We start from the raw sequence: 12,770 nt of genomic DNA, 5'->3' as shown, positions 1-12,770 counted from the left end.
CAGGATTAAAGATCATTAATCTGTTCCGGGATAAGCTCGGCTTGTTTGAGCAGTTTACGCAAGAGGCCAGGCCCCAGTTCATCATGGAGAGGTACCGACACCGTCCATTGATAACCCGGTTTTGTGAGCATCACGTGAGAACCTTTTTGGCGGGCAACGGTCCATCCTGCTTTCTGAAATTATCTGACTGCATCGAAACCCGAGCAGAGCTTCAGGTCCTTGCCCATTATACAGTAACTTCCGTAAGCGTTGCGAAATTAAGAGGCTGTTTGGACTCCATCACTTCGATCCACCCCTCTATTGCCTCCTTGATGTTCGCAAGAGCTTCTTCATGTGTTTTCCCCTGGGAAAGACACCCGGGAAGGGCCGGAACTTCAGCAACATAGTACCCTGATTCATCCTGCTCTATTTTGATATGAAGTTTCAATTCTGCACCTTCCTGCGCCATGCTGTCTGATAAAGATTAACAAAGAGCGGCGTAAATAGCAATTATAATACATGAATGTTAATCTAAGAAACCGCCTCGCTTTACTCCCTGAGCATGCTCCACTTGCTACTTTTTAAACAACTTCTCGCCGCCTGTTTTCAATTCCTGTTTGTCTTGAATCTCGCCGAAAATGATATGCTTCACTTTTCCATCAGCGCCTATAAAAAACGTCACCGGTAAAGTTCTAACCTGATACTTCTCTGCTGTCTTTCCGTAGCGGTCGCTCAAAACAATGGGCTTGTCCACTTTCAGTTCGTCAAGAAGCTCCCCAATGGCATCAGCATCGTCTTTGACGTCCACGATAACAACCTTGACGCCCTTACTATTAAATTCATCCACCAGCGCGTTGATAAGCGGAAGCTCTTTCCTGCAGGGCACGCACCACGAAGCGAAAAAGCTCAGGACAACACCGCCGGCTCTCGTCTTGCTCTTCGGCCCGACCACATCGCTCAGATAAAAGTCCCTTCCCTCCCTGTCGCGAAGGGAAAAAGTCGGAGCGTTTTCATTCAACTTGAGTGCGGCAAAAGCTGAAGAAGCGAGCAGAAAAGTCGACAATATTACGAAAAATATTTTATGCACTTGAATATCTTTTTGTTGTCATCCCCGAACGCACCTATCGGGGATCTTGTTAAAAATGGATTCCCGATAAAACATTTCGGGAATGACGGCAAAGAAAACAACGATTCAGAGTATCACCAGATCATCCCGGTGTATCACTTCGTCATAGTCCTTGTGCCCGAGCACGGCTTCGATCTGCGACGTCTTGAGCCCCTTGATCCGTTCCAGATCGGCCGAAGAATACTTGACCAGACCCCTCGCGAATGCACGTTCAGACCGGTCAACACAGGTCACACAGTCGCCGACCTTGAAGTTCCCCTCCACCTTCACGATGCCGCCCGGCAGCAGGCTCTTGCCCTTGTTCATCAGGGCTTCAAGCGCGCCGTCATCCACCATGACCCTGCCGTTGGAGCAGACCGTGTACGCGATCCAGTGCTTCCGGCTGTCCTGCTTTTCCGGCTTCGGCAAAAAGAGCGTGCCGACCTCCGCGCCCTCGAATAATGCCTGAAGCACGCCGTTCTTCTTCCCGTCCACGATCACCATGGGCACGCCGTACGCACCGACCTTCTTCGCGGTCATGAGCTTCGAACACATGCCCCCCGTGCCAATGGTCGTATGGGAACCACCCGCGCAGCGCTCAACCTCGGCGGTGATCTTTTCCACAAGAGGGATCAGTACTGCCGAAGAATCTATTTTGGGGTCCGCAGTATAGAGACCCTCGATATCCGAGAGGATGACCAGCAGGTCCGCATCGGTAAGATGCACCACCATGCTGGACAGGTTGTCATTGTCACCGAACTTGATCTCATCCACCGAGACCGTATCGTTCTCGTTGATGATGGGGATGACACCGTAATCCAAAAGCGTCTGGAGCGTGTTTCGGGCATTCAAAAATCTTGTACGGTTCGAGAGGTCCTCTCGCGTGAGCAGCACCTGCGCGACCTTTTTCCCGTGCGTGTCGAAGGTCTTTTCATACATCCACATGAGGCCGGACTGTCCGATGGCCGCCGCAGCCTGTTTGAGTGATAGAGGCATGCCCTTTGTCTTCTTCAGTCCCAGCTTTGCCAGTCCGGCCGCGATCGCTCCCGATGAGACCAGGACCACCTCGTGACCCTGTGCCATGATGGCAACGATGTCCGACGCGAGCCGCTCGATGCGGCTCTGGTCGAGTCCCCGGTCAGATGAGGTCAATACCGCGCTGCCGACCTTGATCACGATCCGCCGGGATCTGGAGAATATGGTTTTTCGATTGATTTGAATATTTTTCATCTTATTCTTAACAAAGTCGTAAAAGTCTTTGTCTCACACAAAGACACGAAGACACAAAGAATAAATCAATAAATTTTCAGCGCCTTTCTTTGTGCTCTTTGTGACTTCGTGTGAAAATCCGATTTTTTGCAGGTCCATCATTCTTGCTATGAATGCTGACTCCTCACTCCGCATTCCGCACTCTCTTTCGCCCTTCTCTCCCTCTCCTCTTCCACCCGGTCCGCTAAAAATCTGAGAAGAGGCTCCAGGCCCGCACCGCTCACGGCCGAGATGGGGAAAAATTTGTACCCGTTCCCAAGACAGTGGTCAGTCAATGATTCAAGCATGCCGGGATCAGCGGCGTCGATCTTGGTCGCCGCGACAGCCATATACTTGTTCTTCAGGGCTTCGCTGTAGAGCCCCAGTTCCGTATTGATCTTTTTAAAGTTCTCGACCGGATCGCCCGGCACGATGCCTGACACATCGACCAGATGCAGAAGGATTGATGTCCGCTCCACGTGGCGCAGAAACTCGAAACCCAGCCCCGCTCCCTTGTGCGCATTCTCGATCAGTCCGGGGATATCGGCGACAACCAAGCTTGTCCTGTTATCCGGTTTCACCACGCCGAGCACCGGTGACAGCGTGGTGAACGGGTAATCCGCGATCTTGGGCTTGGCTGCCGAAATGCGCGATATGAGCGTGGACTTGCCCGCATTCGGAAGCCCCACGAGCCCGACGTCGGCAAGGAGCTTAAGCTCAAGGAACAGCCACTGTTCTTCTCCCTCTTCACCCGGTTGTGCGTGCCGGGGCGCCTGGTTCGTGGCGGTCTTGAAAAAGGTGTTCCCTTTGCCGCCCCTGCCGCCCTTGGCAATGACGTAGTACATTCCGTCCGTGTCGAGGTCAACAATCATGGTGTGGTTCTCGGCATCGTTCACGATCGTACCCACGGGCACGCGGACAATGACATCGTCCGCATCGGCGCCATACTGGTCCTTGCCGCGGCCTTGCTCACCGTCCTTTGCGCGATACTGCTGCTGGTACTTGAGGTCGATCAGCGTACCAAGCTGCTTGTCGGCCTTGATGATCACGTCGCCGCCCTTGCCGCCGTTGCCCCCGTTCGGCCCCCCCCGCGGAACATAGGCCTCGCGCCGGAAACTCACGCAGCCCGGCCCGCCGTGGCCTGCTATCACTTCGATCTTGACTCTATCAATAAAATTAGACATCTCTGTTTTGAAATCCCCCTGGCTCGCCTTCTCTCAATATTAAGTAATTACTCGGGTCGGTTGCGGAGCGTAGTCGCAATAAGAGCGCGTCTGCCGGATTCAGCGGCGGTCCACTGAAAATCCAGGCGGCGCGGGCGAAGCGGAAGCGCCGCGAATGCTGTTCATGCCGGGAAAATCAATGTCCCCAGCGCTCCTTGCGACAAAGCGAAGTAACTGACCTGAGTAGTTGCAATTCTAAAAGGGAGATTTGAACAATGTTTTCAATGAAATATACCGTTATATGCCCTAAAATGCAAGCCCCGTTAATGGATATTCTTCCTTTTCTCTGTATTCAATATAATAATACCCTTTGAATGACCATCCATTAATGGGGCAAGCTGGAAAGGTATAAAGAATAAAAAAGGCGGCATAAACATCTATGCCGCCTTCGCAATTAATTCTTTTTGTGAACCGGTTACGCCTCTGCTGCCGCCTCTGCTGCGTACACGCTCACCTGCTTGCGGGTCTTGTCATAGCGCTCGAACTTTACCACGCCGTTGATCTTTGCAAAGAGCGTATCGTCGCAGCCCTTGCCCACGTTCTCACCCGGGTGGATCCTGGTCCCGCGCTGACGCATGATGATCGTTCCCGCGTGCACCTTCTCGCCGTCATACCTCTTTACGCCAAGGTACTGCGGTTTGCTGTCTCTTCCGTTCCTTGAACTGCCAACGCCTTTTTTATGAGCCATATCAAATCCTCCAAAATCCGTAAATCACTCAGACACCAAGACACTAAGAAATTCTCTCTTTTTTCTTCGTGTCGGAGCCCGCCCTCGAATGTTTCTGTCGGGGGTGCCTTCGTGGTAATGTTTTGTGGTCTTACGCCGTAATCTCTTTTACCTTGATCGCCGTGTAATTCTGACGATGACCGTTGGTATTGCGGTAACCCTTGCGCCTGCGGTGTTTGAATATAATAAGCTTCTCGCCCCTGCCCTGCTCCACGACCTCACCTGTTACCTTTGCCGATGCGAGCATGGGCGTGCCCACGGACATCGTGTCGCCATCGACGATCATGAATACATCCTTGATCTCGATCATATCGCCTTTTTGACCTTCAAGGGTCTCCACCCTGACGATATCACCGGGAGATACCTTGTACTGTTTTCCACCGCTCGTGATAACTGCGTACATATTTACCGCCTCCTTGAACGAACACATTCACTCGTAATGAGAGCGCATAAAATACCATGTAACTTGTGGACTTGTCAAGGGAAAAAACAGGTTTATTAGAAAAAAACCTGCTTCCCCTCCTTGTTTGACATGTTCCCTGACATCCTGCTACAATTGAACAACAGTTCGATCAATCAATCCATGCCCTATTATGAATTCTTCATCAGAATATCCGACGCCTTCAGGGATGCACTCATCCAGCGGCTGACCGAAACGGGATGTCTCGGCATGATAGAAAATGATGACTCCCTCACGGTCTATTTCCCGTCATCCCTTGACATCGACACGATCAAGAACGACCTTACGCTCCTTCAAACATTGCTTGAAAAAGCGGGACATAGCCATGAACTGACCTATGAGTATGCCCTCATTCCTGAAAAGGACTGGAACGAAACATGGAAAAAGAGCTTTCAGCCCGTTGATGCGGGACAGCGGTTCACCATCCTTCCACCCTGGGAAAAAGAAAAAAAGGACCGGATCAACCTGGTCATAGACCCCGGAATGGCTTTCGGAACCGGCCACCATGAGACCACACGGTCCTGCCTTGTGCTCATGGAGCACTATGCGCCAAAGACCGACAAAGAGAACTTTCTTGATCTCGGCACCGGTACGGGAATCCTCGCCATTGCCGCAAGGAAACTCGGATACCGGCATGTCATCGGCATTGATACGGACATCCTCGCCATCGATGCCGCACGGGAAAACATCGTCATTAATAATGTCCCGGATGTTGAGATACGCGAAGACCTTCTTGAAGAACTCGATGAGCACTTTGATGTCATTGCGGCAAACCTCATATCCGGAGTCCTGGTCCTGCTTGCTCCGGCGCTGTTTTCGCGCATGAACCCCGGCGGCATTGCTATTCTCTCGGGCATCCTCGTTGGTCAGAACGGCGAGGTGATCGAGGCAATGGAACAGGCGGGATTGTTGTTACGGGAAACATACCGTGATGGCAAGTGGGTGTCGCTGGTCATGGAACGGGACAGGAAATCCTGAGTCGCATACTCCTTTTCCATTACGCTGCTCATCGAACACTGTTTTAAACCGAGCGTTGACTGATTAAATATGACTGTACAATTAAAACCTGTTTGTTTATAATTACAGAGATGACAAATACACGACCGCTACGGTTATTCACTTTTCTACTCATTTCCTTTATTGGAATGCTCGTGTTTTCCCCCCGTTTCGCTTTCGCCACTCCGGACTACGCGCGTCAGACAGGCTTCGCGTGCGGGCAGTGTCACGTCGATGTCATCGGCGGCGGTCAGCTTACCCGGGAGGGCAGTGATTATCTATTCGATATGAAGTCCAGGGGCCTCATCCGCCCATTGACCATGACCCAGCATGTCGTGCGCCTTATCATCGGCTACCTCCACATGATAGCGGCCATCATGTGGTTCGGGACGATCATGTATGTACACATCCTCCTGAAGCCGGCGTATGCCTCGAAGGGCCTGCCCAAGGGCGAGCTCAGGCTCGGCTGGCTCTCGATGCTCGTGCTCCTGATAACGGGCACGCTCCTGACCATTGCAAGAATACCGTCGTGGGACACGTTCTTCACTACACGGTTCGGCATCCTCCTGGGTATCAAAATATCCCTGTACCTCATCATGCTTTCCAGCGCCCTTGTCGTTACCATCTATATCGGGCCAAAATTGAGAAAACAGAAGACGCTTGTCCCCGCAATGGACGCCGACGGCGCCTCCACGCTCGACGCCCTCGGCCAGTTTGACGGAAAAGACGGACGCCCGGCCTACGTGGCATACAAGGGGCTCATCTACGACATGACCGGAAGCAGGCTCTGGAAGAATGGCTCGCACATGATGAAACATGCGGCAGGCAATGATCTGACGGACATCCTGAAGACCGCGCCTCACGGTGAAGATAAGATACTGGCAATGCCTCGAGCGGGAAGGCTGCTTGCTCCCGCAGAAAAACCCAGGCGGCCGTTCCACATGAAGCTCTTCTATTTTTTTGCCTACATGAATCTCATTCTCGTTTTCGTCATCACGTTTGTTATCGCGCTCTGGAGATGGTGGTAAACGTCCTTTGAAAGAGACTTAACAGGTTGTTGAAAAAGGTTCCGTTTACCCTTCGACGGGCTCAGGGCGAACGGAACGAGCATTGAAATAGTTGTTCTTTATCCGTTCGTGGTGAGCTTGTCGAACCACTCTCATGACTTTTTCAACAACCTGTTAATGTAAACCGGGAATGATCGCCCCTGCGCAGAACCGAATCGCTATCGAACTCTGTGATATACTTACCGTGAAGGAGCACAACGTGACCGAAACAATTCTCACCCGCATACTTTATATGGAAGATGACCCGGGTCTCGCGCGCCTGCTCCAGAAGATCCTCCAGCGGCGCGGATTTGTCATCGACATCGCCACCAATGGCGAAGAAGGTCTCTCGATGCTCGATGCAAATCACTACGAGCTTCTGCTCATCGATTACAATATGCCGTTCCTGGGCGGGATCGATGTCATACGCGCTCTTTCAGCCAAAAACGCGCTGCCCCCGACGATCATGGTTACCGGCGAAGGCAATGAAATGGTGGCGGTCGAGGCCCTCAAGCTCGGGGCCGCGGATTACATCGTCAAAGACACGGACATGAAATACCTCGACCTGCTCCCTACCGTGATCGACCAGGTGCTGTACCGGCAGCAGATGCTCAGGGATCGGCAGAAGATGCTCGGGGTGCTCCGTGAAAGCGAAGAACGCTACCGGTTGCTCTTTGACAGCAACCCCATCCCCAGCATGGCCTACGATCTCCAGACGCTCAAATTCGTGGCGGTCAATGAAGCCGCCCTGGCCCATTACGGCTATACGTACGAGGAGTTTCTTTCTTTGAACGTCAGCGACGTCTATACTCCGGAAGAAATGCCGGCTTTGCTGAGCATCCTGTCAAAGATAGACCAGGGAGAAAAACAACGCGGAGTTTGGAAGCACCGGCTGAAAAACGGGTCTCTCATCGACGTTGAGATCACCTCGCACAACCTCATGCTCGGCGATGTCCGGGCGCATCTTATTCTCGCGAATGATATTACGGAACAAAAATTGATGAAGGAAAACATGTTGAGGTCACAGAAGCTCGAATCACTCGGCGTTCTGGCCGGCGGCCTTGCTCATGATTTTAACAACCTGCTCACCGCGATCATCGGCAATATTTCCCTGGCAAAGCTGAACACGCTGCCCGGCGAAAGCGTATCAAGCTTTCTGGATATCGCCGAGCAAGCGACTTCACGGGCGCAGAGCCTCACCCAGCAATTACTCACCTTCGCCCGGGGAGGCTCACCTGTCAAGAAGCCTCTTGCGGTGAAAACACTGATCGTGGATTCCGCCGGCTTTGCCATCCGGGGTTCCAAGTCCCGGTGCGAATTCAAGATCGCGCCCGACCTCCGGGTCATCGAAGCGGACGAGGGACAACTGGGGCAGGTGATCAACAACCTGGTCATGAACGCCGATCAGTCCATGCCTGAAGGCGGCACGATTACAGTGAGCGGTGAGAATGTCACCTTGAAGACGGACAATTCTCTTCTGCTCAAACCGGGGGACTACATCAGGATATCCGTGGCGGACCAGGGCATCGGCATTCCGAATGACAACCTCAAAAAGATCTTCGATCCTTATTTCACCACGAAAGATAAGGGGATCGGTCTCGGTCTTGCCACCTGCTACTCGATCATGAAACATCACGATGGACACGTCACCGTTACATCAACGCCGGGCGCTGGATCAACATTTTCCCTGTATCTTCCCGCCTCTTCAGTGCAGACCGTTCCCGCCGCTCCAGACACCGGTCGAGCACCCCTGCACGGGACCGGCAGGATACTGGTCATGGACGACGAAGATATTGTGAGGGACGTACTTCAGAGATCACTCACTCATCTCGGCTACGAAGTGGTCAGTGCGCTTGATGGGAATGAAGCGGTCACCCTCTATGAACAAGCCCTGAAAAACGGCAAGCCGTTCGACGCTGTCATCATGGACCTGACCATACCGGGAGGCATGGGCGGCAAGGAAGCGGTGATCAAACTGCGCAGGATCGATCCGGGGGTAAAAGCGATCGTCTCAAGCGGTTATTCAGATGACCCCATCATGTCTCGCTTCAAAGACTATGGCTTCAGCGGCGTCGTATCCAAACCCTACACGCTCAAGGCGCTGAGCGAAACGGTACATGCGGTGATCGCGGGAGATAAAACCTGAGTATTCCGTATGACGCAGGTCATAGCTTCTTCATCGCATTCATGCTATCGTAAGCTCGAATAAGAAATGCGAAACAATGGAATTGATGGGTTTCTATAGAACTCTGAACCCTGAACATTTAACCGAGAACGTTAACCCGCCATACGGAGGATACCATGGAAGTGCTCGACCTGAAGAAATTGATTCAATTCAAACCCGACCGGATCTCGCGCGAGATGCTTTCGGACAAACCTGAAATGCGCGTTGCCCTCATGTGCCTTGATGCGGGCCAGAAGCTCGATCCCCATAAGGCGCCGCTTCGTCTCATGATGTACTGTGTCCAGGGCAAAGGGACCTTTACCGTGGGCGAGGAGAAGATGGAAGCGGATGAGAAGACCTGCATCCTGTGCGAGCCCAACGTACAGCACGGTTTTGCCGCTGACAAGGGAGAAAAGCTCGTGGTCATGGCGATCGTTACGCCGGTGGAGTAAGCGCTGAGGTCTTCGAATTCCATCGGCGACCAAGAACAGTGATCTGGTACTCTGATATAACCAATAATAAAGCCCCCGTCTCGGTAGATGGGGGCTTTTGCTTTTTGCAGGTTAACACTATCCATACTTTATTTTCCTGTCAGAATCGCATTTGCCCTGCTTATCGTCTATGCAGATAAACGCGCAGTTGTCTCCAAATGTCCGCACCTTCTTGCTACAAAAGTATGCAAATCATGCTAACGGGAATAAAAGTTACAGTTACAACTTTTATCGAATACTTTCACATCCGCTTTAATCATCATCTATACTATGATTCATATCATAGTCAAATAACTCGATTTTGATTATTCTCTCTGCAAAGGAAACTCAATAACGCTGAAGGAGGTGCATATGAGCAACAAGGTTGCAAGGAATTTGTTTATTTTCGGCAGTCTCTTCTTTTTCGTGATCTTTCTCGGCCTCACGTACGACACGATGAAACAGATCGATGGTCGGGCCCCGGAGATCACGAAGGAGGTGGAGGCCGGAAAACTGGTCTGGCAGAAGTACGATTGCATCGGGTGTCACACCATCCTGGGCAACGGGTCATACTTTGCCCCGGACATGACCAAGGTCGTTGATCGTAAACCGGCCGGATACCTCAAGCAGTTTCTGATGGACCCCCGGGGTGTCAACCCGAAGGCCGCGATGCCGAATCTGGGGCTCAGCTCCGAGGAGGCGGAAAACCTCGTCACATTTCTCACCTGGATATCCAAGATTGACACCAACGGCTGGCCGCCCAAACCGATCCTGGCCGCTGCAGCGGGCCTCGGCGGGAAGGAACAGTCCCGGGGCCAGCAGATATACCAGTCGCAGGGCTGTTCCGGATGCCACACCATCTACGGCATCGGCGGGACCAGCGGTCCTGATCTGACGAACGTCGGCAAGACCCGGAAGGATGTGGAATGGCATGTGAAACATCTGAAAGATCCGCGTTCTGTCGTACCGAACTCGGCGATGCCCCCGTATGCCGGCGTACCGGATGATGACATTAAATCGCTGGCAGCATATCTCGTCACGTTACAATGACCCTCTCTCGTCTCGTCACCCCTGAACTTGTTTTCTCTCCCGGCGCGGGAGGGGAGTTGAAGTGAGGGGCATCAGACGAAGTGGTTTATCATTCTTAGGAGGTGAAACTAATGACCGTCAAATATCAGAGCCAAAAAATTGCGCAGTATTTTTACACATTCTCCGTCATTCTTTTCCTCGTGCAGGTGCTGGTCGGGATCATCGCGGCGATCCAGTTCATGTATCCCGATATCTTCATCCTGAACTTCAATACCATCAGGACGCTGCATATCAACGCCCTGGTTGTATGGCTCCTGTCGGGGCTCATGGGCGCGACCTACTACGTGGTCCCCGAGGAATCGGAGACCGAGGTTTGGAGCGTCCCCCTTGCCCTGATTCAGTTCTGGGCGACCGTGGTTACGGTCACGCTGGTCATCGTGGGATACATCTGGATGGGCCTCGATCCGCAGGCGAACAAGCTCGTTCTGGGCGCCCAGCTGCTGAATGAAGGGCGCGAGTACATCGAGGCGCCCCGATGGGCCGATGTGCTGATCGTGGTCTCGGTGCTGACCTTCCTCTTCAACATGTTCATGACCATGCTCAAGACCAGGAAGTGGACCGGCATCCAGGGGGTACTGCTTTTCGGGCTCGTGTTCCTGGCCCTCATGTACCTGCCGGGCATGTATTATTCGAAGAACATGATCAAGGACCAGTACTGGTGGTGGTGGGTCATCCATCTCTGGGTCGAGGGTTCCTGGGAAGTGATTGCCGGCGCGCTGCTCGCCTTCATGCTGATGAAGACCATCGGCGCCAAGCGCGAAGTGCTCGAGAAGTGGATGTACATTGAAGTGGGACTCGTGCTGTTCACCGGCATCCTCGGCACGGGCCATCACTATTATTTCATCGGCACGCCGAAGTACTGGCACTGGATAGGCGGTTTTTTCAGCGCCCTTGAACCCGTCCCGCTCCTGCTCATGGTATGGGACGCTTTCAGGACCACGAGGGAAGCGCGGAACGTGACGAACAAAGCCGGGCTGTTCTATACCGTGGCCCATGCCATATTCAACTTCGTGGGCGCAGGTCTCTGGGGAGTGATCCATACCCTGCCGCAGGTGAACCAGTGGACCCACGGCACGCAGATCACCACGGCCCATGGCCACCTAGCGTTCTACGGGGCCTACGTCCTGCTCATCATCGCAATAATTTACGTGACCCTGCCGTCCATTCGCGGTATCAAGGACTATGACCCCTCCCGGGCGTACCTTGCGTTCTGGTGGATGACCATCTCAATGGTCTTCATCGTCATCACCATCACCGGTGCGGGCATGGTCCAGGTATACATGGAGCGGCTCATGGGCCTTGATTATGTCGCGGTCAAGACTACCTACAATCTCTGGTTCTGGATCTTCCGAGCGATCTTCGGCGTCGGGTTCCTGGTCGGCGTCGGGATCTTCGCATATGATTTTTTCACGCTCCGGGAAAGGGCGGCGGTCCGCGCGTAAGGTAAGAAAAACAGGATATTCATGGCTATTAAAGAGGACGGTGAATTTACCGTCCTCTTTTTTTATGGCTCTTCTGACTTTCATGTGGGTGGAATAAGCGCCTATATGACTTATTATGCAGTATTATCGCCCCTTTTTCACATTTGTTGTCACCTTTCTTGCTTGCCCAAGAAATGTGACCGAAAGAAGGGCACCCGGCGAAAATCCTTTACGGCATGCTCGGTCGTCCTCGGTACATTTCGGAAACTCGCCCTTCGGGCTCAGACAGTCCGAAATGTTTAACCCTCGGACTCGGTCGCATGCCTAGATTTTCGCATGGGAAGCTTTTGGTGAAACGTCTTTAAACCAACCCCGCATGTCCCCGGAGCGGCCCTATAAAATTTTTGGGCACCCGTCTTGGCCTAAGGCAGCGTCCCTCTGGGGCGAACGCAAAGTACTGCCTGCACCAGCGTTATCGCAAGAGCACGGTGTCTGAGGCCGTAGGCCGAGTTTACGCGGGCGAGCGGACGTGGCCTTAGTCGGGTCAAAAATTTAATTCAGGCCACGAAGGGGATATGCAAGAAAATAGATAAAGGGTGAAAAACTACCCATACAAAACCCGGAAGTTCCTTTTTTATTATGATACAGGTCATAACCATAGAGAGGATGACCGTGCTATAAAGTACTATGAAGTTGATCACGTACAGACGAATATCACAGGTTTCTTTCATCCTCTTCATCTTCCTCATGCCGGTGCTGAATATCTTCCGGTATGACACGGACACCCATGAGCTGATCATGTTCGGCCAGGTCTGGGGCCTCGGCCTGGAACAGGGTTTCAC

The 12,770-nt window shown here is 52.7% G+C and carries 13 protein-coding genes; 6 read left to right on the top strand and 7 right to left on the bottom strand.

The window, feature by feature from the left end; all coding sequences use genetic code 11:
- Positions 1–5: 5 nt before the first annotated feature.
- The 7 genes from M0R70_13745 to rplU form a co-directional block, all read right to left on the bottom strand.
- Positions 6–131: a type II toxin-antitoxin system HicA family toxin gene (locus M0R70_13745; GenBank protein MCK9420428.1), complete on the bottom strand. Its 126-nt coding sequence runs from the start codon at positions 129–131 to the stop codon at positions 6–8.
- Positions 132–226: 95 nt separating this feature from the next.
- On the bottom strand, positions 227–427 hold the full coding sequence (locus M0R70_13740; protein MCK9420427.1) for a type II toxin-antitoxin system HicB family antitoxin: 201 nt from the start codon (positions 425–427) through the stop codon (positions 227–229).
- Between the two features lie 126 nt (positions 428–553).
- Positions 554–1,066 carry a TlpA family protein disulfide reductase gene (locus M0R70_13735; protein ID MCK9420426.1) on the bottom strand — a complete coding sequence of 171 codons (513 nt, stop codon included), beginning with the start codon at positions 1,064–1,066 and terminating at the stop codon, positions 554–556.
- 105 nt (positions 1,067–1,171) lie between these two features.
- Positions 1,172–2,314, bottom strand: coding sequence for a glutamate 5-kinase (proB, locus tag M0R70_13730; GenBank protein MCK9420425.1), 1,143 nt, complete (start codon positions 2,312–2,314; stop codon positions 1,172–1,174).
- A 146-nt stretch (positions 2,315–2,460) separates the two neighbouring features.
- Positions 2,461–3,516 carry a GTPase ObgE gene (gene obgE / locus M0R70_13725; protein ID MCK9420424.1) on the bottom strand — a complete coding sequence of 352 codons (1,056 nt, stop codon included), beginning with the start codon at positions 3,514–3,516 and terminating at the stop codon, positions 2,461–2,463.
- A gap of 454 nt (positions 3,517–3,970) precedes the next feature.
- Entirely contained in the window at positions 3,971–4,243 is a 273-nt protein-coding gene (gene rpmA / locus M0R70_13720; GenBank protein MCK9420423.1) for a 50S ribosomal protein L27, read from the bottom strand.
- A gap of 130 nt (positions 4,244–4,373) precedes the next feature.
- Positions 4,374–4,685 carry a 50S ribosomal protein L21 gene (gene rplU, locus M0R70_13715; GenBank protein ID MCK9420422.1) on the bottom strand — a complete coding sequence of 104 codons (312 nt, stop codon included), beginning with the start codon at positions 4,683–4,685 and terminating at the stop codon, positions 4,374–4,376.
- A 180-nt stretch (positions 4,686–4,865) separates the two neighbouring features.
- On the opposite strand from rplU, the gene prmA reads away from it, so the two are divergent.
- The 6 genes from prmA (at position 4,866) to M0R70_13685 (ending at position 11,949) form a co-directional block, all read left to right on the top strand.
- Entirely contained in the window at positions 4,866–5,720 is an 855-nt protein-coding gene (prmA, locus tag M0R70_13710; protein MCK9420421.1) for a 50S ribosomal protein L11 methyltransferase, read from the top strand.
- Between the two features lie 173 nt (positions 5,721–5,893).
- The gene (locus tag M0R70_13705; protein ID MCK9420420.1) at positions 5,894–6,766 is read left to right on the top strand and encodes a cytochrome B5; all 873 of its coding nucleotides are present in this window, start codon (positions 5,894–5,896) and stop codon (positions 6,764–6,766) included.
- Between the two features lie 238 nt (positions 6,767–7,004).
- Complete coding sequence (locus M0R70_13700) at positions 7,005–8,930, top strand: response regulator (protein MCK9420419.1); 1,926 nt, start codon at positions 7,005–7,007, stop codon at positions 8,928–8,930.
- A 155-nt stretch (positions 8,931–9,085) separates the two neighbouring features.
- Complete coding sequence (locus tag M0R70_13695; protein MCK9420418.1) at positions 9,086–9,400, top strand: cupin domain-containing protein; 315 nt, start codon at positions 9,086–9,088, stop codon at positions 9,398–9,400.
- Between the two features lie 390 nt (positions 9,401–9,790).
- Entirely contained in the window at positions 9,791–10,468 is a 678-nt protein-coding gene (locus M0R70_13690) for a c-type cytochrome (protein MCK9420417.1), read from the top strand.
- A 110-nt stretch (positions 10,469–10,578) separates the two neighbouring features.
- Positions 10,579–11,949, top strand: coding sequence for a cbb3-type cytochrome c oxidase subunit I (locus M0R70_13685; GenBank protein ID MCK9420416.1), 1,371 nt, complete (start codon positions 10,579–10,581; stop codon positions 11,947–11,949).
- Positions 11,950–12,770 lie beyond the last annotated feature (821 nt).

Source organism: Nitrospirota bacterium, assembly GCA_023229435.1.
In the GTDB taxonomy this organism is placed as follows: Bacteria; Nitrospirota; UBA9217; order UBA9217; family UBA9217; genus JALNZF01.
The sequence above is the reverse complement of the archived record's forward strand: the minus strand, read 5'-3'. Positions and strand labels throughout refer to the sequence as shown.